This is a genomic window from Acidovorax sp. (genome assembly GCF_034519795.1).
GTDB lineage: Bacteria > Pseudomonadota > Gammaproteobacteria > Burkholderiales > Burkholderiaceae_C > Acidovorax.
The window spans coordinates 662,759-686,389 of record NZ_JAXHOB010000014.1 but is presented as its reverse complement, the minus strand read 5'-3'; the positions used below and the strand labels follow the sequence as shown (position 1 = coordinate 686,389).

The 23,631-nt window shown below is 68.4% G+C and carries 16 protein-coding genes and 1 pseudogene; 6 read left to right on the top strand and 11 right to left on the bottom strand.

The features are described 5' to 3' along the window. Positions 1-16 precede the first annotated feature (16 nt). A complete protein-coding gene (locus U5N23_RS19970; RefSeq protein ID WP_322594472.1) occupies positions 17-550 on the bottom strand; it encodes an SRPBCC family protein in 534 nt (177 codons plus the stop codon). 17 nt (positions 551-567) lie between these two features. Further along, complete coding sequence (locus tag U5N23_RS19965) at positions 568-984, bottom strand: YciI family protein (RefSeq protein ID WP_322594471.1); 417 nt, start codon at positions 982-984, stop codon at positions 568-570. A 284-nt stretch (positions 985-1,268) separates the two neighbouring features. On the opposite strand from U5N23_RS19965, the gene U5N23_RS19960 reads away from it, so the two are divergent. Then, positions 1,269-5,165 (top strand): WG repeat-containing protein, encoded by a 3,897-nt coding sequence (locus U5N23_RS19960; protein WP_322594470.1) that lies wholly within the window; start codon positions 1,269-1,271, stop codon positions 5,163-5,165. Between the two features lie 4 nt (positions 5,166-5,169). On the opposite strand, the gene U5N23_RS19955 is transcribed toward U5N23_RS19960, so the two are convergent. After that, positions 5,170-5,535: a YciI family protein gene (locus U5N23_RS19955; RefSeq protein ID WP_322594469.1), complete on the bottom strand. Its 366-nt coding sequence runs from the start codon at positions 5,533-5,535 to the stop codon at positions 5,170-5,172. 401 nt (positions 5,536-5,936) lie between these two features. Here U5N23_RS19955 and leuA point away from each other — a divergent pair, with 401 nt between their 5' ends. Together leuA and U5N23_RS19945 are read left to right on the top strand one after the other, a co-directional pair. Continuing rightward, complete coding sequence (gene leuA / locus U5N23_RS19950) at positions 5,937-7,619, top strand: 2-isopropylmalate synthase (RefSeq protein WP_322594468.1); 1,683 nt, start codon at positions 5,937-5,939, stop codon at positions 7,617-7,619. Positions 7,620-7,716: 97 nt separating this feature from the next. Then, a complete protein-coding gene (locus U5N23_RS19945; protein ID WP_322594467.1) occupies positions 7,717-8,229 on the top strand; it encodes a C40 family peptidase in 513 nt (170 codons plus the stop codon). On the opposite strand, the gene U5N23_RS19940 is transcribed toward U5N23_RS19945, so the two are convergent. After that, a complete protein-coding gene (locus U5N23_RS19940) occupies positions 8,230-8,589 on the bottom strand; it encodes a VOC family protein (protein WP_322594466.1) in 360 nt (119 codons plus the stop codon). A 120-nt stretch (positions 8,590-8,709) separates the two neighbouring features. Here U5N23_RS19940 and U5N23_RS19935 point away from each other — a divergent pair, with 120 nt between their 5' ends. After that, complete coding sequence (locus tag U5N23_RS19935; protein WP_322594465.1) at positions 8,710-9,822, top strand: 3-deoxy-7-phosphoheptulonate synthase; 1,113 nt, start codon at positions 8,710-8,712, stop codon at positions 9,820-9,822. Between the two features lies 1 nt (position 9,823). On the opposite strand, the gene U5N23_RS19930 is transcribed toward U5N23_RS19935, so the two are convergent. Both U5N23_RS19930 and U5N23_RS19925 read right to left on the bottom strand, forming a co-directional pair. Further along, a complete protein-coding gene (locus U5N23_RS19930; RefSeq protein WP_322594464.1) occupies positions 9,824-10,294 on the bottom strand; it encodes a PaaI family thioesterase in 471 nt (156 codons plus the stop codon). Next, entirely contained in the window at positions 10,291-10,758 is a 468-nt protein-coding gene (locus U5N23_RS19925) for a MerR family DNA-binding transcriptional regulator (RefSeq protein ID WP_322594463.1), read from the bottom strand. The genes U5N23_RS19930 and U5N23_RS19925 overlap by 4 nt, the downstream gene beginning before the upstream one ends. A 313-nt stretch (positions 10,759-11,071) precedes the next feature. On the opposite strand from U5N23_RS19925, the gene U5N23_RS19920 reads away from it, so the two are divergent. Beyond that, complete coding sequence (locus U5N23_RS19920; protein WP_322594462.1) at positions 11,072-15,949, top strand: EAL domain-containing protein; 4,878 nt, start codon at positions 11,072-11,074, stop codon at positions 15,947-15,949. A 1,077-nt stretch (positions 15,950-17,026) separates the two neighbouring features. On the opposite strand, the gene U5N23_RS19915 is transcribed toward U5N23_RS19920, so the two are convergent. After that, complete coding sequence (locus tag U5N23_RS19915; RefSeq protein WP_322594461.1) at positions 17,027-17,575, bottom strand: Spy/CpxP family protein refolding chaperone; 549 nt, start codon at positions 17,573-17,575, stop codon at positions 17,027-17,029. Positions 17,576-17,886: 311 nt separating this feature from the next. On the opposite strand from U5N23_RS19915, the gene U5N23_RS19910 reads away from it, so the two are divergent. Next, positions 17,887-18,945, top strand: coding sequence for a recombination-associated protein RdgC (locus U5N23_RS19910; protein ID WP_322594460.1), 1,059 nt, complete (start codon positions 17,887-17,889; stop codon positions 18,943-18,945). 36 nt (positions 18,946-18,981) lie between these two features. Here U5N23_RS19910 and U5N23_RS19905 read toward each other — a convergent pair. From U5N23_RS19905 to U5N23_RS19890, 4 genes and pseudogenes are all read right to left on the bottom strand, one after another. Then, a pseudogene (locus U5N23_RS19905) lies at positions 18,982-20,175 on the bottom strand (acetyl-CoA C-acyltransferase family protein); the annotation flags it as partial. Positions 20,176-20,199: 24 nt separating this feature from the next. Next, positions 20,200-20,994, bottom strand: a complete 795-nt coding sequence (locus U5N23_RS19900) for an enoyl-CoA hydratase/isomerase family protein (protein ID WP_322594458.1) — start codon at positions 20,992-20,994, stop codon at positions 20,200-20,202. Between the two features lie 9 nt (positions 20,995-21,003). Then, the gene (locus tag U5N23_RS19895) at positions 21,004-22,803 is read right to left on the bottom strand and encodes an AMP-dependent synthetase/ligase (protein ID WP_322594457.1); all 1,800 of its coding nucleotides are present in this window, start codon (positions 22,801-22,803) and stop codon (positions 21,004-21,006) included. Then, a complete protein-coding gene (locus tag U5N23_RS19890; protein ID WP_322594456.1) occupies positions 22,800-23,621 on the bottom strand; it encodes an ABC transporter ATP-binding protein in 822 nt (273 codons plus the stop codon). Before U5N23_RS19890 ends, U5N23_RS19895 begins: the two co-directional genes overlap by 4 nt. Between the last annotated feature and the right edge of the window lie 10 nt (positions 23,622-23,631).

Here is a 23,631-nt window from a genome sequence, read left to right as displayed (position 1 = left end):
CGAAAGCCGGGCAGGATCACTTGGCGGCCTCGGCCGCGAGGAAGGCCAGGCCGTCCTCGAAGTCCTTGCCGACCATGCGGTCCATGTCGAAGAACAGATGCATGATCTTCGCCAGGTAGGGCACGGGGCCGTGCATGGCCCAGGTGACGCGGGTGGCGCGGGCGCTGCCGTCCTCGGGTTGGAGGGTGAAGTCCACGCGGTTGTGGGCCTCGAACGGGGCGACGAAGTCGAGCTTCATGCCCACGTGGGAAGGCGCCGTGGCCTCGGTGATCTCCATGCTGCCCGTGCCCACCTTGTCGCTCTGCCAGGCATAGCGCGCGCCGGGGCCGGCAGTGGCGGCGCTGTACTCGCCCTTGGCACCGGGGTCCTTGCGCTCGTAGGGGTTCCAGGTGTTGAACTGGCGCAGGTCCTGGACCAGGCCGAACACGCGCTCGGGCGGGGCCTCGATCACGCGGCTGCGCTCCACGCGAAAGCTGTCGGGGCGGGTGGCGGCATAGGCCAGCAGCAGGGCCAGGGCGGCCAGCACGATGAGGGCGATGGTCTTGATCATGGTGGTGTCCCCGGCAATCAGTGGCGTGCAGTGTCAAGCTTGCGGAAGCGCTCAACGGCTTCGCCTTGCGTGAAGTCATCGAGCTCGAAGACCGGGCGCACCTCGATCTCGGCCTCGAGCCCCTCGCCACGCGGGTTGGGAAAACGGCGCGCCCATTCCATGGCCTCGTCGCGCGAGCGCACCTGGATCAGCGTGTAGCCGGCGATCAGCTCCTTGGTCTCGGTGAAGGGCCCGTCGACCACCGTGCGCTGGCCGCCGCTGCCGTAGCGCACGCGCCAGCCCTGGGCGCTGGCCTTGAGGCCCACGCCGTCGAGCAGCACGCCGGCGCGCGACAGCTCCTCATGGTAGGCGCCCATGGTGGCCAGCATCTCCTCACCGGGCAGCACGCCGGCTTCGCTCTCGGGGCTGGCTTTCACCAGAATCATGAATCGCATGGCACATCCTCCTGTGTGTGGAAGTCACTGTGCAGGGAGATGGAAATTCCCTGCGCTCATCCTCCACGACGGACGGCCAGCCACGAAATCGACATGGGTTCTGCAAATCGCGGGTTTCTACTTAGAAAATCTGCGCGCACCAATTGATACAGGTGAAACCACGGCAGCCACGCGACTGTGGGGGCAAAGCGTGACAAATGCCCGCCTTTTCCCCACCGTGTGGGAGCACTGGCCGGGTGGTCCATGGCCCGCCCTTACGATCCTGCGCGGAGGAACCGGAAACCATGAACAAGAACACCACCGCAGCCGCCCCCTGGATTGCCAGCATCCCGCTGTCGCCCGACGGCACCCGCTACACCCGCGCCATCGTGCACCCGGGCCGGGCCATCGTCCCAGCCGAAGGGCTGCAGACGCTGTTTCGCTTCAACGCCGACGGGCAGGGGGGCTGGATCGCCGCCGCCAAAGCCGACGATGGCCGCTGGGGTTATATCGATGCCGAAGGCCGCTGGCGCGTGCCACCCACGCTGGAAAGCGCCCGCAACTACTCCGAGGACGGCATGGCGCGCTTCCAGCAAGGGGGGCGTTGGGGCTTCGTGAACCTCGCGGGCGAGGTGGTGATACCTCCGAGCTTCGAGGACACGCGGCCGTTCCGCGACGGGCTGTGCGCCGTGAAGGTGGGCGAGAACGCCTGGCGCATCATCGACCGCGAAGGCCGCTTCACCTGCGCGGAGCGTTTCCACGAGCTGAGCCTGTTCGGCGCGGGCGGCCTGGCCCGCGCCGTGCTGTGGAAGAAGGGCCACGGATTCGTCGACCGCGATGGCCGCTGGGTGATCGAGCCGCGCTTCAAGCCCGCGCAGCCTTTCGGCGAATTGCCCGTGACCCCGGCCTCGCTCGATGGCGACCTCTATGGCCTGATCGACACGCGCGGCCAGTGGGTGCTGGAGCCGCGCTACCCGAGCATCGACGCCTTCAACAGCGACGGGCTGGCCTACTTCGACGAACCCAACTCCTGGGACAACGGCCACGGCTACCTGGACGCCCAGGGCCGTGTGGCGGTCAAGGGCGAACGCCACCTCTCGCGTCACATGGCCTGCGGCCTGGCGGCCAGCACCTACAACGGCACCGCCTTCCTGCGTGCCGACGGCACGCCGCTGCCCACCCCGCCGCTGGCCTGGGGCAGCCATTTCCGCGCCGAAGGCGGCTTTGCCGTGGTGCGCACCTACCAGCGCCGCAAGGAGGACCACCCGGCCACCTGGGGCCTGCTGCACACCGACGGCCGGGTGTTCACCGTGGGCGATCCGCTGCTCGAACCCCTGACCGATGGCGACGGCTGGCTGGTGGGCGAGCAGCCCGACACGCCCCTGGTGCCGTTTCTCACGCGCGATGGCCAGGTGGCCTTTGTCGACAAGGAGGGCGCCGTGGTCTGGCGCGCCGCATACGACGGCCAGCACGCAAGCTTGCTCGATGCCGATGGCCAGGCGCTCTGGCACAGCAGCCCACAGGAGCACTGCCGACCGCGCCGGCCCTTCTTCGAGCCCGCGCCCACCGAACACCTCGAAGCCATCGGCACCGTGGAAGGCATCACCCCCCTGGCCGAAGCCCTGCTGGCCGAAGCCGAAGCCCGGCTGCACCGGCTGGCCGCCGGCGAGACGCTGGAGCGCGAATCCTCCTCGGAGGACGATGATGATGATGACGATGAGGAGGGAGACGAGGACGAAGACACCGTGCAGGCCAACCGCGCGGTGGTGGTGCGCCGCGTGGCGCGCACCTACACCAGCGAAGAGCACAACGGCCACTACGACTACCTGGCAAGCGACCGCGACCAGGCCGTGAACCAGCTCCGCGAGGCGATGGTCCAGGCCCTGGCCGCGCGCTACGGCACGCCGGACCCTGACCCCGAACACGCCGTGCCCTGGAACCGCTCTGGCGAGCGCACCCAGGCCTGGGCCGTGCCGCTGGCGCAGGCCCTTGCGGGCGACAGCGGCGTGCTGCGCGAATCGCGCGAGCAGTGGCTCACGCTGTACAAGCATTCGGACTCGGGCGATGGCGACACCTGGTCGGAGCTGTGGCTGATGGTGGCGCCCAGCCTGGACGCGCTGGAGACGGCGCGCCGCGCCCGCCGCGGCGTGGCGCCGCAGGTAGCTGGCGAGAACCAGGACGAGGGCCCTGGGGAAGACCCCGGCCCGCAAGCCGTGCAGCGGCCCAAGCCCCAGACGCGCGAGGAATGGCTGCAGGCCGTGGCCAGCGACCGCTATGCGATCGCCCATGTGCCCGCGCCATGGCTCGACGATGCGATGGTGGACGCGGCACTGGCCAGCGACGTGGAGGCCCTGGCCTGGGTGCCCGGCCCGTTCCAGACGCCTGAGCGGCTGGAATCGCTGATCCGCCGGGGCGTGGACCAGGCCGCGAACATACCGCCCGAGTGCATGACCGCCGAGGGCCTGGCGCTGGCGCGCGCGCTCTATGCCGGCCGCCACGAGTGGGACTGGCGCGACGAGCGCAACAGCCGCATGCCCAAGACCTGGGACCACAACAGCCTGTGTGACCTGTGGGGATGCCTGCTCACGCCGGAACTGGCGCTCAAGGCGGTGCGCGCCCAGGCGCCGCTGCGCGACCTGGCGCACTGGCTGCGTACCGATGCGGTCGAGAAGGCGGCGCTCAAGGCCGATATCTACAACATCAGCTACATCGACAAGGCGAAGATCACACCGGAGCTGGCCGCCCTCGCCGTGCGGCATGACTATGGTTGCCTGATCGAGGAGATTCCGCCCGCGCTCATCACCCCCGAGCTGTGCCTGGTGTCGGCGCGCGTCAACGGCCTGTCGCTCGAAAAGATGCCCGAGCCGCTGCGCAGCGTGCCGGTGTGCGTGGCCGCGCTCAAGGACCGCTCGGACGTGTTCCTGCACGTGCCCGAGGCCCTGCGCCTGGCAGTGACCACGCAGCTGATCGAAGACGACCTGGAGCGCTCGCGCAAGGACGGCGAGCCGCGCGAGGGCAGCCACTGGCACGGCACCCGCGCCTGGGTGAAGCTCTGGGCCGGCGACTACGAGGGCGCGATTGCCGATGCGCAACTCGGCCGCCCGCAGATGCGCTACGAGCAGCACGCACACTACGTTCTGGCCAGCGCCTACCGGGCCCTGGGCCGCGAGCAGGAGGCCGCGCTGGAGGCATCGACCGTGCTCTCCATCCACTCGCCCTACAGTGCGCAGTGGGACGACACCGAAGACACGCGCTGGCTGCAGGCCCTGGCCCAAGGCCAGGCCGGGGCGGCCGACGACGCAGCACTGGTGGCACAGCTGCAGTCGCACCCGCGCACGCTGGCGGACATTCCGCGCGAGCGCATCACCGATGCCATGGTGGATGCGGCCCTGGCCGCCGATGAGGACACGGTGCGCTTCGTGCCGCGCCGGCTGATGACGCCGGCGCGTTACGCCGCGGCGCTGCGCCAGGGCGTCAAGCAGTTCACGCAGATCCCGCCGGACATGCTGGGCGAGGAGGCCTGCATCGAGCACGTGAAGGACAGCGGCTGGCGCCTGGAGTACGTGCCCGAAGCCCTGCGCACGCTCACCGTGTGCGCGTATGCCGTGCGGCGCAGCAGCAGTGCCATCGAGCATGTGCCCGAGGCCCTGCGCGACCAGGTGCCGGATGCGATCAGGCAACTGCCTCCGGAAGAGGACGAGGACGGCTCCGGCAGCGGATCGCCATCGGGCAGCGACTGGCTGACGCGCAAGCTCGTCGATTCGGTGATGGGCAGCCAGCAGACGGCCTCGGGCCGGCTGCGGCAAAAGGGCATCTTCACGGCCTTCATCCTGAAGACCATGCTGGGTGCCAAGTCCGACGAAACGCCCACGCTCAAGGGCCTGGCCGGCTGGTTCGAGGTGCGGCCCTTCCTGGCCATGGTGACCAACCTGGTGCTGGGCCTGGCCGCGCTGGTCAGCCATGCCTTCGTGTCGGTCGGCGCCTGGCGCGCCGAGGGCCCGTGGGTGGGCCTGGGCACCTTCGCGCTGATGGGCTTTTCGGAGCTCTACTGGGCCTGGCGCTTTGTGTTCTCCACGCCCTTCAGGCCCGGCCTCGCCGTGGCCTGCCTGGTGGTGATGCTCTACGTGTTCGCGTGGCGCTGGATGTACCGGCGCATCGGTTTGGTCTACGCGGCCCAGGCCAAGGAGAAGGGCGAGGATTGACGGATCAGCCTGTCGCGCCGTCGTAGCAAGGGGCGATGGCGCGCACCTCGATGGTGGCCCATTCCGCAGCGGGGCATTCGCGCGCGATGGCCAGGGCCTCTTCGCGCGTGGCGCAGTCGACGAGGAAGAAGCCGCCGATCATTTCCTTGGTTTCGGCGAAGGGGCCGTCGACCAGGCGCGGCTGGCCCTCGCGCACCTGCAGGCGCACGCCCTGCGTGTCATTGGCCAGCGATTCGCCGGCCAGCAGCAGGCCCCGCGCCTGCAACCCGGCGCCAAAGCGCTGCATGCGCGCATAGACCTCCTGCCCGGCGACGAGGCCGCGCTCGGCGCGTTGGCCAGGGGGTTCCATGATGAGCAGCATGTAGGGCATAAAGTCTCCGGCGATAGGTGGATGGGATCAGGCTGTTGCGATTCTAGAAGCGGCGGCGCAATCGCCGGCGACTGCGCCAGATCGCCGGCCCCAAAAGCCCCTGTGCTGTCCCGGGCTCGCCATGCCGCGTTGCCTGTGCTAGGATTTGCCGCTATGCAACGCAGCATGTCCCTATCCACCCTATCGCTAGGCCTAGTGCCTGGCCGGGGTCTGCCTGCGTTCGCCATCGTTGCCGCCACTGCGCGCAACACCTGATTTCCCCCTGACCCCGGCCCGCGAACCAGCCTTTGCTTGCACGCAAAGGGCTGCAGGGGACGTCATCCGTATTCATTTCGTTTGACCTGCATGCAGGTGGCGCCGCCAGAGTGGCGCCCCGCACGCAACCGTTCGTGGAGCCCCTCATGATTGCCAAGCCCGCCACCAAGTACCAGCCCATCGCCCCCGTCGCGCTCACTGACCGCACCTGGCCCTCGCGTTCCATCACCCAGGCACCGATCTGGTTGTCCACCGACCTGCGCGACGGCAACCAGGCCCTGTTCGAGCCGATGAACGGCGAGCGCAAGATGCGTTTGTTCCAGGAACTGGTGCGCATCGGCTTCAAGGAGATCGAGGTGGGCTTTCCCGCCGCCTCGCAGACCGACTTCGACTTCGTGCGCCGCCTGATCGACGAAGACCTGGTGCCCCAGGACGTGACCCTCATGGTCATGACGCAGTCGCGCGCCGACCTGATCGAGCGCACGGTGGAGGCCGTGCGCGGCGCGCCGCGTGCCATCGTGCACCTGTACAACGCCACGGCACCGGCCTGGCGGCGCATCGTCTTCGGCATGAACGTGACGCAGGTCATGGAGTTCATCGACCAGCATGTCTCGCACTTGAAGCGCCTGACCGATGCCCAGCCCGGGACGCAGTGGACGCTGCAGTACTCGCCCGAGACCTTCAGCGCGACCGAGCTCGAAGTCTCGCTGCGCGCCTGCCAGACGGCCATCCACGCCTGGGGCGTGGGCCCACAGCGGCGCATCATCATCAACCTGCCGACCACGGTGGAGAATGCCACGCCCAACGTGTTCGCCGACCAGATCGAATGGATGCACCGGCGCCTGGCGCCACGCGAGCATGTGGTGCTCTCGGTGCACCCGCACAACGACCGGGGCACGGGCGTGGCCGCAGCCGAGCTGGCGATGATGGCCGGCGCCGACCGCGTGGAGGGCTGCCTCTTCGGCAACGGCGAGCGCTGCGGCAACGTGGACATCGTGACCCTGGCGCTCAACATGTACACCCAGGGCGTGCACCCGGGGCTGGATTTTTCGGACATCACCGCCGTGGCGCGCGTGGCCGAGGAATGCACGGCGCTGCCCGTGCACCCGCGCCACCCCTATGCGGGCGACCTGGTGTTCACCGCGTTCTCGGGCTCGCACCAGGACGCGATCAAGAAGGGCTTTGCCGCGCAGGACCCGAACGCCCTGTGGGAAGTGCCTTACCTGCCCATCGACCCCGCCGACCTCGGCCGCACATACGACAGCGTGATCCGCGTCAACAGCCAGTCGGGCAAGGGCGGCATCGCCTTTTTGCTCGAACGCGAGCATGGCGTGGTGATGCCGCGGCGCATGCAGGTGGAGTTCAGCGCCGTGGTGCAGCGCCAGACCGATGCGAGCGAGGGCGAGATGACCGGCGATGCGCTGTGGAAGCTGTTCCAGTCCACCTACCTGGCCAGCGGCCCCGGCGCGGCCATCGTCTGCCATGGCCACAAGCTGGCCGACGACGGCCAGGGCATCGAGCTTGACGTGAGCATCGATGGCGTGCGCCAGGCCCTGCAAGGCCAGGGCAACGGCCCGATTGCCGCAACGGTGGATGCGCTGGGCCTGCCGCTGCGCGTGGACCACTACGAGGAACGTGCCACGGGCACGGGCGCCCATGCGCAGGCCCTGGCCATCGTGGAGGCCGCGCTCGAAGGCGTGGCCGGCTCCACCTTCGGTGCGGGCACCAGCCACAACATCGTGACCGCCTCGGTGCAGGCCATCGTGAGCGTGGCCAACCGGCTCGCCCAACGCCGCGAAGGCGCCAGGGCCGCGGCCGCAGCGGTGTAGAGGTCGGCAGGGACCACGGTGGCGATGCCTGCACAAAAGGCAGTTGCCACGGCGGGGCATTCACCCCCGCGCACAGGGTGCGGTACGCTTGCGATCCATGCGTGTTCTCTCCTGTCTGGCCCTGGTGTCCGCTGCGCTGCTGATCGCAGGCTGCGGCTCCTCCCGGCCGCCCCCATCGTCGTCCTCCTCATCCTCCTCGTTCCCGTCCTCCTCGACCCGCACGACGCCGCCGGTGAGCCCGGACCAGGCGCACGGCATCGCCATCCATGCGCTGGGCCTGGTGGGCACGCCCTACCGTTACGGCGGCAACACGCCGGATTCGGGCTTCGATTGCAGCGGACTGATCGGCTATGTCTACCGCAACCAGGTGGGCACGCCGCCGCCGCGCACCGTGGCTGCGCTCAGTTCGTGGGGCTACCCGCTCAACAGCGCAGAACTGCGTGCCGGTGATCTGGTGGTGTTCGGCACCGGTCGCCAGCCCAACCATGCGGGCATCTACGTGGGGGAGGGGCGCTTCGTGCATGCGCCGTCCACAGGCGGCACGGTGCGGCTGGACTACCTGAGTGCCAAGCACTGGGCTGGGCAAAGGCCCACCTTCCGTCGGCCTTGATCAACCCGCCAGGCGCTGGCCAGCCAGGGCCTGTGCAAAAGCCAGGTGGTTGCCGTCCGGGTCCGTCACCAGGATGGCGCGCACCTTCTTGCTGTTGGAGCGCTGGGCGGTGTCCACCCCCATGCGCTCCAGTCGCTCGCTCTGCTCGTCGATGTCGTCCACTGCCAGAGTGGCCGAGCAGCGCCCGGCACGCCGTGGCAGTTCGTAGACCTGAAGCCAGCCGCCCTGCGGCAGGGTCCATTCCGCCAGTTCCGGCATGGGCTGCGAATCGGGGCCGCGCTCGAACAGGGTTCCATACCATTGCACTGCGTCGGGCAGGCTGCTGACGGCAACACTGGCAAGGGCATTCTGGATGGCCATGGAATCTCCTCTGAACAAGGCGTTGGGACTGGCTCCAGGTATATCTGGGGGTCCGGGCGCAGGCTGTAGGACGACACCGTACTCCAAAGCCGGCCCGCGTCCAAGGCGACAATTGCCACCATGACCCTGCACGTACACACCCCCACGACCGCCGCGCTGTCCACCCACGACACGACCCGCATCGACGACACCCGCATCAAGGCCGTGCGCCCGCTGATCACCCCGGCCCTGCTGCAGGAGTGGCAGCCCGCGCCCGAGGCCGCGCAGACGCTGGTGGAAACCAGCCGCGCCGCGATCTCGCGCGTGCTGCACGGGCAGGATGACCGCCTGGTGGTGGTGGTGGGGCCGTGCTCCATCCACGACCACGGCCAGGCCATGGAGTACGCACGGGCACTCAAGCAGCAGGCCGATGCGCTGGCGGACGACCTGCTGGTGGTGATGCGCGTGTACTTCGAGAAGCCGCGCACCACTGTGGGCTGGAAGGGCTACATCAACGACCCGCACCTCGATGGCAGCTTCGCCATCAACGAGGGGCTGGAAATGGCGCGCGCCCTGCTGCTCGACGTGCTGGCCCTGGGCCTGCCCGTGGGCACGGAGTTCCTGGACCTCCTGAGCCCGCAGTTCATCAGCGACCTGGTGAGCTGGGGCGCGATCGGCGCGCGCACGACGGAAAGCCAGAGCCACCGCCAACTGGCCAGCGGCCTGTCGTGCCCGGTGGGCTTCAAGAACGGCACGGATGGCGGCGTGAAGGTGGCGAGCGACGCCATCCAGGCGGCCCAGGCTGCGCACGCCTTCATGGGCATGACCAAGATGGGCCAGGCCGCGATCTTCGAGACACGTGGCAACAACGACTGCCATGTGATCCTGCGCGGCGGCAAGGCGCCCAACTACAGTGCAGCCGACGTGGATGCGGCCTGCGCCATGCTGCAATCGGCCGGGCTGCGCCCGCAGGTGATGGTCGACGTCTCGCACGCCAACAGCAGCAAGCAGCACCAGCGCCAGATCACCGTGGCCGAGGACGTGGCGCGCCAGATCGCCGCGGGCGACACCCGCATCACCGGCCTGATGGTCGAAAGCCACCTGCAGGAAGGCCGCCAGGACATCGTGCCCGGCCAGCCGCTGGCGCATGGCGTGTCGGTGACGGACGCCTGCATCAGCCTGGCGCAGACCGTGCCCGTGCTGGAAGGCCTGGCCGCCGCTGTGCGCGCCCGCCGCGCGCACAAGAAGGGCTGATTCAGGCCCGGGGCGGCCGGGCCGCGCTGCCGTCCACATTGTGCGCGGTGGCAAGCAGCGTGGCGCACAAGGTCTCCTCGCCCGAATCCGCCACCGCATAGACATCCGCCGCGCAGACCGTGAGCGTGCGGCCCGCATGGACCACCCGGCCCTGGGCGCGCAGGCAGCTGCCACGCGCGGGGGCCAGCAGTTTCACCTGGGCATCGACGGTGGAATTGACCCAGCCGGCAGGCAGCGTGCTGCCGGCCGCGGCCACGGCCGCAAAATCGGCGAGTGCGAAGACGGCGGTAGCCTGCAGTTGGCCTGGGCGAAAACACAGGGAATCCTGCACCGGCATCTCCAGGTCCACCCGTCCGGGGGCCACACGGGTGAAGCGCAGGCCCAGGGTCTGCGCAATCGGCATGGCCAGCACATGGGCCTGCAGCAGGCCGGGCGGGCTGGGGGACGGGGTCGTTTCAGCAGCGGTGGTCATGGCTTTTTTCTCCTGGTGGTGGAAGGGGAGGGGGTGCTCGCGGGGCGCCGGCGCACCCGCGGCCAGGGGGCCGGGGCAGGGCCGGCAGCCCTGGAGGCCGGTGGTTTGGGGGCGGCCGGGGCCCGGGCCTGGAGCCAGTCCACATGCGCGAGCACCTGCTGGCGCTGTGCCTGCAGCACTGCCACCTGGTCCGCAAGCTCTTGCGCGCGCTGGTGCAGGGCCTGCACCATGGTGTCGATGGTGAGCCGGCCACTGCGAAAATCCGCCAGGTGCTCGGCGATGCGCGGCAGCGCAAAGCCGAGCTGGCGCGACATGGCGATGAAGACCACCTCGCGCTCGGTGCCCTCGGCATAGTCGCGGTAGCCGTTGGCCCGGCGCGCGGGCTGCAGCAGGCCCTGGCTTTCGTAGTGCCGCAGGGCGTGCACCGAGACCTTGGTGCGGCGGGCGAGTTCGGAAATCTGCATGCCACCAAGGCTAGCAAGCCTCGCGCTGCACGAAGGTTGCGCAGGCGACGCGGCAGCCGGTTCCGAGGGTTGCTGGCAGGCACCCACCAGGGCTTACCGGTGTAGGATTGTCCTTTTGGAGTTGCAGTGGTCACCATTTGCGTCTAGAAACGGGGGGCCAGGCGCCCCAGGCACGCAGCGGGGCGTGTTTCGCTGCGCCTTTTTTGCCACCTTCTTCCTCACCATCGAATCCGGTCCGGGCTCTTTCCTTCATGCTGGCTACACCGTTTCCCGCAAGAACCTCTCCCCCGCGCACGGATTCGCGCGCCTGACCATGGAGCATCCAGAGCACGCCACCGCTGAGGCTGCGCGGCTCCATGCACTGCAGTCCTACGCCATCCTGGACACCCCGTCCGAGGATGCCTTCGACAAGCTGGCCGTGCTGGCCTCGCGCATCTGCCGCACGCCGATGGCGGTGGTCAATTTTGTGGACAGCGAGCGCCAATGGTTCAAGGCCGCCGTGGGCATCCCTTTCCAGGAGACCGACCGCGCCGTCGCGTTCTGTGCCCACGCACTGAACGGCAGCAAGGAGCCGGTGGTGGTGGGCGATGCCAGCGCGCACCCCGTGTTCGCGCACAACCCGCTGGTGACCGGCAGCCCGCACATCCGCTTTTACGCCTGTGTTCCACTGGTCAATGGCGAAGGCTTTGCCCTCGGCACGCTGGCGGTGCTGGACACCCGCGTGCGCGCCCTGGAGGCCGAGCAGCTCGATGGCCTCACGGTGCTGGCCGAACAGGCCATGGTGCAGCTGGAGCTGCGCCGCCAGCAGCGCCTGCTGGCACAGCTGGTGGAGCAGCGCGACCGCATGCACGACGAGCTCGTGGAGCAGGGTGAGACGCTGCGCGTGGCCGGCCGCATCGCACAGGTGGGTGGCTGGATCGTGGAGCTGCCCAGCATGCGGCTGAGCTGGTCGCAGGAAATCGCCGCCGCGTACGGGCTGACCCGGCGGGTGGGTACCGTGGGCCAGATCCTGGACCTCTACACGCCACCGTACCGCAGCGCCTTGCGCAACGCGTTCAAGGCCTGCCTGCGGCACGGCACCGCCTTCGACCTGGAGGCCGAGGTCGTCATGCCGGGCGAGCGGCATTGTTGGGTGCGCACCGCCGGGCAGGCGGTGCGCGATGCGCAGGGCCGGGTGGTCCGCATCCAGGGGGCCTTCCAGGACATCTCGACGCGCCACCAGGCCGATCTGGCGCTGCAGCGCAGCGAAGAGCGCTTCCAGCTCGTCTCGCGCGCCACGGCCGATGCGATCTGGGACTGGAACCTCACCACCGACGCCATGTGGTGGAACGAAGGCATGCAAAGCCTGTTCGGTGTGCCGCTGGACCAACTGCCGCCGGACAGCACTTCCTGGACACTGCGGCTGCATCCCGAGGACAGCGAAGCCGTGCTGCGCGGCATCCACGCGGCGATCGACGGGACCGACAGCCATTGGTCGGCCGAGTACCGCTTTCGCCGCCAGGACGGCAGCTACGCCTGGGTGCTCGACCGCGGCTTCCTGATCCGCGACAGCAGCGGGCGTGCCGTGCGCATGGTGGGCGGCATGGCCGACCACAGTGCGCACAAGGCCGTCGAGCTGGAAGCCCAGCGCGACACGCGCAACCATGCCGAGCTGCTGCACCTGCAGCAGCGCATCTCTTCGATGGGCATGCCACTGGCCGACGTGCTGCACATGGTGGCCGAGACCGTGCAGCGCCAGACCGGCGCGCGCGGCGCCATGGTGGAACTGCTCGAAGGCCGGCATTTGGTGGCCAAGGCCTCGGCCGGCGACATGGTGCGCCCCGAAGGCAACCTGCTGGCGGTGAACGAAAGCATTCTGTGGCCTTCGCTGTACCAGGGGCGCACGGTGCTGTGCAACGACACCGAGGCCGCGGGCTGGGACATGACCGCCATGCCACACCGCCAGGGCGTGCGCTCCGTGATGGCGGCGCCGCTGCGCGCGGACGATGTGGTCGTGGGTTCGCTCAAGGCCACCTCGCACCAGCCCAATGCGTTTTCGCGGCGCGATGTGGCGCACCTCGAGATCCTGGCCGAATCGCTCGGGGCGATGGTGCAGCTGCGCCGCGTGGCCGGGCAGCTGCATGCCTCGGAGCTGCAGTACCGCATGCTGTTCGACGAGCACCCGCAGCCCATGTGGGTGTACGACCGGGGCAGCCTGCGCCTGCTGGCCGTGAACCACGCCATGGTGCACCACTACGGCTACAGCGAACAGGAACTGCTGCGCATGGGCATGCAGGACCTGTGGCCGGCACAGTACCGCGAGATCGCCGAGCGCAAGCTGCGCGCCATCGACCCGCAGCAGCGCAGCGTCCCCAAGGTGCGCCGGCATGTGCGCAAGGACGGCAGTCTGATCGACATGGAGATCACGGCGGGCAACATCGATTTCAACGGCGTGGCGGCCCGCCAGGTCCTGGCCTCCGACGTGACCGAGCGCGTGCGCAACGAGGCCGAGCTGGCGCGCATGGGCCGGGCCCAGCGCCTGCTCAGTGCCTGCAACGAGACCCTGGTGCGCGCCACGTCCGAGTCCAGTCTGTTGCAGGCCATCTGCCGGATCGCGGTGGACATTGGCGGCTACCGCATGGGCTGGGTGGGTTTTGCGCGCGACGACGAGCGCAAGTCGATCGAACCGGTGGCCCACGCGGGCCACAACAACAACTACCTCGAGTCGCTGACGCTGAGCTGGTCGGAGGACGAGCCCTATGGGCGCGGGCCCGCCGGCCGTGCCGTGCGTTCGGGCAAGCCCGAGATCGTGCGCGACATCCGCACGGATCGCTACTTCATGGACTGGACCGAGCGCATGCTGGAGCACGGGTTCCATGCCGTGGTCTGCCTGCCGCTGCGCGATCGCGACAGCACCTTCGGCCTTCTCTACCTGTACGCTCCCGAGGTGCTGCAGATCAGCGCCGAGGAAACCGCGCTGCTGCAGGAACTGGCCAACGACCTGGCCTTCGGCATCACCAGCCTGCGCACCCAGAAGGCACAGCAGCGGCTGCAGGCCTCGGTGCTCAAGGTGGCGGCAGCCGTGTCGGCCAGCACCGGTACGGAATTCTTCGAGCAACTGGTGCGCAACATGGCCGATGCGCTCGATGCCCAGGGCGGCTGCGTGGTGCGCCTGCTGCCGCACTACCATGACCAGCCACCGCGGGTGAGCACGCTGGCAGCCGTCCTCGACGGCCAGTTCCTGGCGCCCACCGACTACACCCTGGAAGGCACGCCCAGCCTGCAGTTGCTGAACCAACGCCAGTTCGTGGTGGCCGACGGGGTGCAGCAGCAATACCCCGAGGCGCCCGTGCTGCGCATGGTGCAGGCACGCGGCTACGCGGGGCAGCAGCTGTGCAATGCCGATGGCGAGGTGGTGGGCCTGGTGTTCGTGCTGTTCCGCCAGGCCATCGCCGATCCGAACTTCATCATCTCCACGCTGCAGATCTTCGCGGCACGCGCCTCGGCCGAGATCGAGCGCCAGGTGGCCGATGCGCGCATACGCCACCAGGCCTCGCTGCTGGACAAGGCGCAGGACGCGATCATCGTGCGCGACCTGGAGCACCGCATCATCTTCTGGAACCAGAGCGCCGAGCGTCTGTACGGCTGGTCGAAGCTGCAGGTGCTGGGCCAGTCGATCGAGAACCTGCTGTACGGGGACCCCACGCATTTCCGCCGCGCCACCCAGGCCACGCTGGAGCATGGGGAGTGGACCGGCGAGATCGTGCAGCAGCACCGCGATGGCAGTTCCATCGATGTGGAAGGCCGCTGGACCCTGGTGCGCGGCGACAACGGCCAGCCCCATTCCATCCTGGCCATCAACACCGACATCCGCCAGCGCAAGGCCACCGAGCGCGAGATCCAGCGCCTGGCCTTCTACGACCCCCTGACCGGGCTGCCCAACCGCATGCTGCTGATGGACCGCATGCACCAGGCGCTGGCCAGTGCCCGGCGGCACCAGCGCGGCGGAGCGTTGCTGTTCATCGACCTCGACAACTTCAAGACCCTGAACGACACCCTGGGCCATGACCAGGGCGACATGCTGCTGCAGCAGGTCGCCCAGCGCCTGAACACCTGTGTGCGCGCCGTGGACACGGTGGCGCGCCTGGGCGGCGACGAGTTCGTGGTGATGCTCGAGGAGCTGAGCCCGCTTCCCGACGAGCTGGTGCTGCATGCGCGTTCGGTGGGCGAGAAGATCCTGGCCACGCTGGCCATGCCCTACGCGCTGGCAGGCTACCAGTACCGCAGCACGCCGAGCATCGGCGTGGCCCCCTTCACAGGCGGGCAGGCCAGCGTGGGCGAGCTGCTCAAGCAGGCCGACCTGGCCATGTACCAGGCCAAGACCGCAGGCCGCAACACCCTGCGCTTTTTCAACCCGCAGATGCAGGCCGTGGTGACCGAACGCGCCTCGCTCGAGACCGACCTGCGCTCGGCGCTGGCGCAGGAAGAGTTTCTGCTGCACTTCCAGCCCCAGGTGCGCCAGTCGGGCCTGGTGGTGGGGGTGGAGGCGCTGCTGCGCTGGGCGCACCCGCAGCGCGGCATGGTCTCGCCGGCGCAGTTCATCCCGCTGGCCGAGGAAACCGGCCTGATATTGCCGCTGGGCCGCTGGGTGCTGCACACCGCCTGCAAGCTCCTGGCCAGCTGGCAGGACGATCCGGCCCTGAGCCACCTGACCGTGGCCGTCAACGTGAGCTCGCGCCAGTTCCGCCATGCGAGCTTCGTCGACGACGTGGCCCGGGTGCTGGCCATCACGGGAGCGCCCTCGGGCCTGCTCAAGCTGGAATTGACCGAGAGCCTGCTGGTGGAGGACATGGAAACCACCATCGCCACCATGACCGCCCTGCGCTCCTACGGGGTGGGTTTCTCGCTGGACGATTTCGGCACCGGCTATTCAAGCCTGAGCTACCTGAAGCGCATGCCGCTGGACCAGCTCAAGATCGACCAGAGCTTCGTGCGCGATTTGCTCACCGACCCGAACGACGCGGCCATCGTGGACACCATCATCGGCCTGTCGCGCAGCCTGGGCCTGGAAGTCATCGCCGAAGGCGTGGAAACGGCCGAGCAGCGCGAGCTGCTGGCCCGCGCGGGCTGCCAGCTCTACCAGGGCTACCTCTTCAGCCGACCCCTCCCTGTGGACGCGCTGGAGGCCTTCCTGCGCAGTCCGACCCCGTAGGGGCGCTGGCGCGCCCCCGAAGTGCAGGGAGCCCGGCCCATTTCACCCGAACCCGACCGCAGCCTGCCTGCGGTTTTTTTTCGCCCACGCACCGCCTTGTCGCTGCCTGGCTTGGAGGGCGTGGGCCCTGGGAAGTTGTTCTCTGTCTTCTTCTTAATGTCTTTATAAATACATAGTCGTAGTAGTAGAGCCGGGGTTCTGGTGTGGACAAGTGCCAATTTCCCAGTCCTGGCAGGCACTTGCGTGGCGCCAAACCCTGTGCGCGGCAGGGGGTTCCCGCTGTCGCGCCAACGGGGACAAGCCACGCGAAAGGCACTTCGCTGTGGACAACCGGCCTGTTGTGCCAGCAATTCCCCCAAAGTTATGCACAAGGACTTTCCCATGGGGGGAGAAGTCGCAGCGCAAAGGGACTTTTCCCACCGGGTTCGATCCCTTTACGGCCCATCCACCGTTCGCTGCCATCGGTAGCCACTGCCAGTGGCTACCTGGCCTCCAGAGCGGCCCCTTGACGCTCTCCAGGCCTTGTGGCGGCTCAGGACATGCCGTGCGCAAGGAAGGTCTCTTCTGCGGTCTGCAAGGGGCTGTGGCCCTTACAAGCGCCAGATGGCTTGGGGCTGGGTGGCAGAAACCTTTCTTCGGCAGGCACCTGGTAGGCCAAGGGGACCTGCCTTGGGTGTTGCTTGTTATTCTTTGATAGCTCTATAAATCAATAGCAATAGTAGTAGAGCAGGGACTGTTGTGTGGACAAGCCCGTTTTTCGCAATGCTGGCGCGCACTTGCGTGGCGTCAAACCCTGTGGCGCGAGGGGGTTGAACTTTGGACTTTGATGACAACAACTTTCAGCCACGCCGCAGTTCTGTGGATAACCGATAGGTTGTTCGGGAACCATGCCCATGGTTATCCACAGAGGGTGCGGGGCCCGGGCGAAAAAAAAGCCGCCGGAACGGCCAGGACCAGGAGCACAGGGAACGAAGCGCGCGCTCCGGCGGCGCCTGCGTGGGCCGCCATCTCGCTTTGTGGGCAAAAAAAAAGGAAAGGGCCCTTTCGGGCCCCTGGGGGTGTGCGCCTGGCGCTTGCTTAGTTCTGCGCTGCCGGGGCGGCAGCGGCAGCGGCGGGCTTGTCGCCATGGCCGCGGTGGCCATGGGGGCCGTGCTTGCCATGTCCACCGCGCGGGCCCATGCGGTGGGTGCGGGCATCGAAGGTCTTTTGCTGCTCGGGCGTCAGCAGCGCGTAGAAGGCCTTGGTGGCTTCGCCCCGACGGTCGGCTTCGGCCGCGTGCTGGGCGCGCAGGGCCCGCATGTGGTCGATGCGCTCGGGGGTGGTGAGCTTGTGCATGTCCTTGCGGTCCAGGCGGGCATGGCCGTCACCCTGCTGGATGGAGGCCATGTAGCTGTTCCAGGCCGGCTCCTGGTTGGGGGTCAGCTTGAGCTGCTCCTTGAGCGCGGCGGTACGCTTGGCCTTGTGGGCCTGGTGGCGTTCACGGTGTTCGCCCGGGCCCTTGCGGGCATCGGGGGCGGTTGCCGCACCCACGGCGGGCGGGTTGGCAGGGGTGGGCTGGGCCAGCACCGGCAGGGCCAGGGCGGCGAGGACGGCGACAGCAACGGTGTGGCGGGACAGGAAAGCCATGGTGAGAGTCCTTTCAGAGGGAGGAAGGGCCCCGGAACGGTGGTTCCAGCGGTTGACTGCAGTGTCTGCCTGCCATGTATCGCCCGCATGCACGTTGTTTGTCCCAGTGTAAAGTTGTGACAAGAAGATCGTCTTTGCCTGCGGGGCCTTGCAGCTATCAAAAGCGGAGCAGGCGCAGGGATTTTCCCTGCGCTGCGCTGCGGCCCGCTGCGCAGGGGGCGCCGACCACCGACAATGGAGGGTTCCGTGCCAGCGCCGCAGGCGTGCATGGCACCGGTGGACAGCTTCGTCCGGCAACCAGAGGGTTTTTCGTGTTCAAGAACATGATCGTGTACCGCATTGCTCCGCAATGGCAGGTGGAATTGACGCAGGTGGAAGAGGCGCTGGCCAAGGCTCCCTTCATGGAGTGCGGTGCCACGCAGGAAAAGTCGCTGGGCTGGGTGCCGCCGCGCGGCGATGAGCATGGCGCCATGGTCGAGTCGGTGGGAGGGCAGTGGATCCTGCGCTTCATGGTCGAGTCCAAGGTGCTGCCAGGTTCGGTACTCAACCGCCGTGTGAAGGAAAAGGCCGAGCGCATCGAGAAGGAAACCGGGCGCAAGCCCGGCAAGAAGGAGAGCAAGGAGCTCAAGGAAGAGGCCAAGCTCGACCTGCTGCCCATGGCCTTCACCAAGCAGGGTTCGATGTGGGTGTGGATCGACAGGGAAGCACGCACCATCGTGTTCGACACGTCCAGCCAGGGCCGTGCCGACGAGGTCGTCTCGCTGCTGGTCGAATACCTGCCGGGCCTGTCGGTCTCGCTGCTGTACACCGAGACCAGCCCGCAGGCCGCCATGTCGCACTGGCTGAGCACGCAGGAGCCGCCCGTGGGCTTCACCGTGGACCGCGAATGCGAGCTGAAAAGCGCCGATGAGTCCAAGGCCGTGGTGCGTTACTCGCGCCACCCGCTCGACATCGAAGAGGTGCAGGCGCACATCGCTGCCGGCAAGCTGCCCACCAAGCTGGCGCTGACCTGGGACGATCGCGTCTCGCTGATGCTGACCGAGGGGCTGCAGATCAAGAAGGTGTCCTTCCTGGACACCGTGTTCGAAGGCACCAAGGCCGATGACGGTGGCTTCGACACCGACGTGGCGATCGCCACGGGCGAGCTGTCCAAGCTGATCCCCGACCTGATCGAGGCGCTGGGCGGCGAGTCCGACGGCATCGGGGCGAGCGCTGTTGCGCAGGCCATTCCCACGGGCAGTGGCCCCTCGGGCCCGGGGCTGGCGGCCGCTGCACCCGTGCCGCCGCGCGGCAAGGACGTGGCGGGGCGCGCCATTACCGGGCCGGCGACGGCACCGGCGGACACCGACCCGGACTCGGCGCCGTTCTGAACCAGGCCACGCGCGGCGCAGTGGCCTGCGCGCCGTTCACACGCGCTCAAACACCGCCGCAATCCCCTGGCCGCCGCCGATGCACATGGTGACCAGCGCATAGCGCCCGCCCGTGCGGTGCAGCTCGGCGATGGCCTTGGTGGTGATGATGGCGCCGGTGGCGCCCACGGGGTGGCCGAGCGAGATGCCCGAGCCGTTGGGGTTGACCTTGGCCGGGTCCAGGCCCAGCTCCTGGATCACCGCGCAGGCCTGGGCGGCGAAGGCCTCGTTGGCCTCGATCACGTCCATGTCCTGCACCGTGAGGCCGGTGCGCTGCAGGACCTTCTGTGTGGCGGGCACCGGGCCGATGCCCATGTAGGCCGGCTCCACGCCCGCATGCGCATAGCCGACCAGGCGGGCCAGGGGTTTGAGGCCCAGGGCCGACACGCGCGCGCCCGATGCCAGCACCACGGCGGCGGCGCCGTCGTTGATGCCCGAGGCATTGCCGGCGGTGACCAGGCCATCCTTCTTGAACGCGGGCTTCATGCCGGCCAGCACCTCCAGCGTGGTGTTGCCACGCACATGCTCGTCGGTGTCGAAGACCACGGTGCCCTTGCGTGTGGCGATCTCCACCGGCACGATCTGCTCGCGGAAGTAGCCGGCCGCGATGGCGTGCGCCGCGCGCTGCTGGCTCTGCACGGCGAGCTGGTCCTGCGCTTCCCGGCCGATGCGGTAGCGCTCGGCCACGTTCTCGGCGGTGATGCCCATGTGCATCTTCTGCCACGGGTCGTGCAGGATGCCGAGCATGTAGTCGATGCTTTTCGCGTCACCCATGCGCGCGCCGTAGCGCGCGGCGGTGTCGAAGTAGGGGCCGCGGCTCATGGATTCGCTGCCGCCGCCGATGGCGATGTCGCAGTCCCCGTAGCCGATGGCCTGGGCCGCCGAGATGATGGCCTGCAGGCCCGAGCCGCACAGGCGGTTGACGTTGAAGGCCGGCGTCTCGATGGGGCAGCCGGCGTCGATGGCGGCTACGCGCGCGAGGTAGGCGTCCTTGGTGTCGGTGGGGATCACGTTGCCCATCACCACGTGGCCGATGGCGTCGGCCGGCAGGCCGCTACGCGCGATGGCGGCCTTGACGGCCGTGGTGGCGAGGTCGGTGTTGGGCACGTCCTTGAGGCTGCCACCGAAGGTGCCGATGGCGGTGCGCGCGGTGGAGAGGACGTAGACGTCTTGGAGGCTGCTCATGGGGTATTTTCTGGAGGAAGAAGAGAAGAATCAGCGCCCGCTGAACTGCGCGGGCCGGCGTGCGTAGAAGGCCGCTATGCCTTCGCGAAAGTCTGTGGTGGCGGCGCAGTGCGCAAAGGCCTGTTGCTCGGCCGCCAGTTGCTCGGGCAGGCTTCGCTCCAGCGACTGGCGCATGAGGCGTTTCATTGCGCCATAGGCCACGGTGGGGCCCGCGGCCAGGCGCTCGGCCAGGGCGGTGGTGGCGGCATCGAGTTCGGCCATGGGCACCACGCAGTTGACCAGGCCCAGGCGCAGCGCATCCTCGGCCGTGAAGGCATCGCCGAGCAGCGCGATCTTCAGCGCCTGGCGCATGCCCACCATGCGCGGCAGCGCCCACGAGGCACCCACGTCGCAACTGGTGCCCAGGTTGATGTAAGCCAGGTTCAGGCGCGTGCCCTCGGCCATGAGCACGTAGTCGGCCTGCAGCAGCATCGACAGGCCGGCGCCCGCGGCCACGCCATGTACCTGGGCGATCACGGGCGGATCGATCTGCGCCAGCAGGGCCAGGCCCGCGTGCAGCGGTTCTAGCAGGTCCATCGCGCCCTGCACGGGGTCGGCGCGCAGGGTGGCCAGGTCGCCACCGGCCATGAAGCCCTTGCCGTTGCCGCGCAGCACCACGGCGCGCACGCCCGGGTCAGCCGCAATGGCCTGCACGGCGGCCAGGAAGGCGCGGGCCATGGGCACGTCGATGGCGTTGAGCGCGGCGGGGCGGTTGAAGCGCAGGGTGGCGATGGCGCCCTGGCGTTCGAGCAGCAGGGGAGGCGCAGCCTCGGTGGGGTCGGTCATGTCCATTCCTCAGCGGTACAGCGCTTCGATTTCAGCCGCATAGGTCTTGTAGATGCTGGAGCGGCGCACCTTCATGGTGGCGGTGACCTCGCCGTCGTCGTGGTCCAGCTCCTTGGTGAGCAGGTGGAACTGGCGGATCTGCGAGACCTGGGCCAGCCGCTCGTTGCCGCGGCGGATCTCGGTGTCGATGAGTTCGCGCACCTCGGGCGCCTCCACCAGCGAGCGGAAATGCGTGAACGCCAGGCGCCGGGCCTCGGCCCACTTGCCCACGGTCTCGTAGTCGATCATCACCAGCGCACCGACGAACTTGCGGCCCTCGGCGACGATGATGCATTCCTTGATGAAGGGGCTGCCCTTCATGGTGTTCTCGATCTCCGAGGGCGTGAGGTTCTTGCCACCCGCCGTGATCATGATGTCCTTGAGCCGGTCGACGATCTTCAGTTGGCCCTGCTCCTCGCGCACCACGTCGCCGGTGTGCAGCCAGCCCTCGACGATGCTGGTGGCCGTGGCCTCTGGGTTCTTGTAGTAGCCCGCGAACACCATGTCGCCGCGCAGCTGCAATTCACCGTTCTCGGCAATGCGGTGCGCCACGCCCAGCGTGGGCACGCCCACGGTGCCGACCACCACGTTGTCCAGCCGGTGTCCCGTGACCATGCCGGTGGATTCGGTCAGGCCATACACCTCCACCAGCGGCAGGCCGAGCACGCGAAAGAAGCGCACCACGTCGGGCGGGATGGGCGCGGCCCCGGTGAGCGCCACGCGCGCATCGCGCAGGCCGATGAAGTTCTGCAGTGCGCGGAACACCAGCCAGTAGCTGGCGGCAAAGGTCGCCCGCTCGGCCAGGCTCCAGGTGCTGCGCGGCTTCTCGGCCAGCGGCTGGCAGGCGGCGATGGCGCGGTGGAACAGCCGGCGGCGCAGGCCCCCGGTCTCCTGCAGCTTGATGTGGATGGCGGCGTGCATCTTCTCCCAGATGCGCGGCACGCCGAGGAACATGGTGGGTGCCACCTCGCGCAGATCCTCCTGCACGGTGCGGATGGATTCGCCGAAGTTCACCTGCGAACCGATGTACACCGGCACGAAGCTGGTGAGCATCTGCTCGGCCACGTGGCACAGCGGCAGGTAGGACAGGTGGGTGGTGGCCGCGTCGAGCTGCAGCCGATCGACGATGCCGGGCACCACGCCGCGGATGTTGCGGTAGCTGATCATGGCGCCCTTGGGCTTGCCGGTGGAGCCCGAGGTGTAGATCATCAGGCCCACGTCGTCGAGTGTCTGGCGCGCCAGCGCCTCGTCCACCTGCGCCTGCTGGCCGGATGCGGCGCCCAGCGCCTCGACTTCGGCAAAGGTGGCGATCAGCGCACGCACCTCGGGCGCGAAGCTGCGCAGGCCCTTGGCCTCGATGACGATGATCTTTTTCAGGCGCGGCAGCTCGGGCAGCGCCGCGAGCAGCTTGTCGGTCTGCTCCTGGTCCTCGCAGACCATGATCTCGATGTCGGCATGGCCGACCACATAGGCCACCTCGTTGGTAGGGCTGGTGGGGTAGACGCCCACCGTGACCGCACCGACCAGGCCTGCGCCCATCTGCGCGAGCACCCACTCCGTGCGGTTCTCCGAGATCACGCCCACATGGCCACCGGCCGGCAGGCCCAGCGCGCGCAGCCCCAGGCCGAAGTGGCTGGCCCGCTCGTGGTAGCTGGCCCAGGTGAAGGGCTTCCAGATGCCGAAGTCCTTCTGTCGGATGGCCACGCGCGCAGGCTCTTTGCGCGCGCGTTCGCGCAGCATCTGGGGCAGGGTGAGTTCGGGGAGTGTCATGACAGCCATCGCTTGCGGCGCTTATAGTGCTTGATGTCCTTGAAGCTTTTCGCTTCGCCACCGCCACCCATGCCGAGGTAGAACTCGCGCACGTCGGGGTCGCTGGCCAGGCGCTCGGCCGTGCCGTCGATCACGATCTTGCCGTTCTCCATGATGTAGCCCTGGTGGGCGACGGCCAGCGCCACGGTGGCGTTCTGCTCCACCAGCAGCATGGAGGTGCCGCGCTCGGCGTTGATGCGCGCGATGATGGTGAAGATGTCTTCCACGAGCTTCGGCGACAGGCCCAGCGAGGGCTCGTCGAGCAGGATCAACTGGGGCTGGGCGATGAGGGCGCGGCCGATGGCCAGCATCTGCTGCTCGCCACCCGAGAGGTAGCCGGCCAGGCCCTTGCGCCGCTCGTGCAGGCGCGGGAAGTAGCTGTAGACGCTGTCGAAATCGGGCTTCGCATCCTTGCGGCCCGTGAGTGCATAGGTGGCGGCCACGAGGTTCTCCTCCACCGTGAGGTCCTCGAACACGCGGCGGCCTTCCATCACGTGCGACAGGCCGTTGCGCACCAACTGCTGCGGCGCGAGCGCCGCAGTGGGCTGGCCGTTGAAGCGGATGCTGCCCGATTCCACCGTGCCGTCTTCCAGCGTGAGCAGGCCCGACACCGCCTTGAGCGTCGTCGACTTGCCTGCCCCGTTACTTCCCAGCAGCGCCACGATCTGTCCGCGCGGCACGGACAGCGACAGGCCGCGCAGGGCCTGCACGACCTTGTTGTAGATGACCTCGATGTTGTTGACTTCGAGGACGTGGTCCGTCGTGGCGGGCTGGGTCATGGCAGGCAAG

Excerpts from the sequence above, each read along its gene's own strand:
- U5N23_RS19970 (WP_322594472.1), bottom strand. The coding sequence starts at position 550 with ATGATCAAGACCATCGCCCTCATCGTGCTGGCCGCCCTGGCCCTGCTG.
- U5N23_RS19915 (WP_322594461.1), bottom strand. The coding sequence starts at position 17,575 with ATGGCTTTCCTGTCCCGCCACACCGTTGCTGTCGCCGTCCTCGCCGCC.
- leuA (WP_322594468.1), top strand. The coding sequence starts at position 5,937 with ATGATTGCCAAGCCCGCCACCAAGTACCAGCCCATCGCCCCCGTCGCG.
- U5N23_RS19965 (WP_322594471.1), bottom strand. The coding sequence starts at position 984 with ATGCGATTCATGATTCTGGTGAAAGCCAGCCCCGAGAGCGAAGCCGGC.
- U5N23_RS19940 (WP_322594466.1), bottom strand. The coding sequence starts at position 8,589 with ATGGCCATCCAGAATGCCCTTGCCAGTGTTGCCGTCAGCAGCCTGCCC.
- U5N23_RS19945 (WP_322594467.1), top strand. The coding sequence starts at position 7,717 with ATGCGTGTTCTCTCCTGTCTGGCCCTGGTGTCCGCTGCGCTGCTGATC.
- U5N23_RS19955 (WP_322594469.1), bottom strand. The coding sequence starts at position 5,535 with ATGCCCTACATGCTGCTCATCATGGAACCCCCTGGCCAACGCGCCGAG.
- U5N23_RS19895 (WP_322594457.1), bottom strand. The coding sequence starts at position 22,803 with ATGACACTCCCCGAACTCACCCTGCCCCAGATGCTGCGCGAACGCGCG.
- U5N23_RS19890 (WP_322594456.1), bottom strand. The coding sequence starts at position 23,621 with ATGACCCAGCCCGCCACGACGGACCACGTCCTCGAAGTCAACAACATC.
- U5N23_RS19960 (WP_322594470.1), top strand. The coding sequence starts at position 1,269 with ATGAACAAGAACACCACCGCAGCCGCCCCCTGGATTGCCAGCATCCCG.
- U5N23_RS19925 (WP_322594463.1), bottom strand. The coding sequence starts at position 10,758 with ATGCAGATTTCCGAACTCGCCCGCCGCACCAAGGTCTCGGTGCACGCC.
- U5N23_RS19900 (WP_322594458.1), bottom strand. The coding sequence starts at position 20,994 with ATGACCGACCCCACCGAGGCTGCGCCTCCCCTGCTGCTCGAACGCCAG.
- U5N23_RS19935 (WP_322594465.1), top strand. The coding sequence starts at position 8,710 with ATGACCCTGCACGTACACACCCCCACGACCGCCGCGCTGTCCACCCAC.
- U5N23_RS19920 (WP_322594462.1), top strand. The coding sequence starts at position 11,072 with ATGGAGCATCCAGAGCACGCCACCGCTGAGGCTGCGCGGCTCCATGCA.
- U5N23_RS19930 (WP_322594464.1), bottom strand. The coding sequence starts at position 10,294 with ATGACCACCGCTGCTGAAACGACCCCGTCCCCCAGCCCGCCCGGCCTG.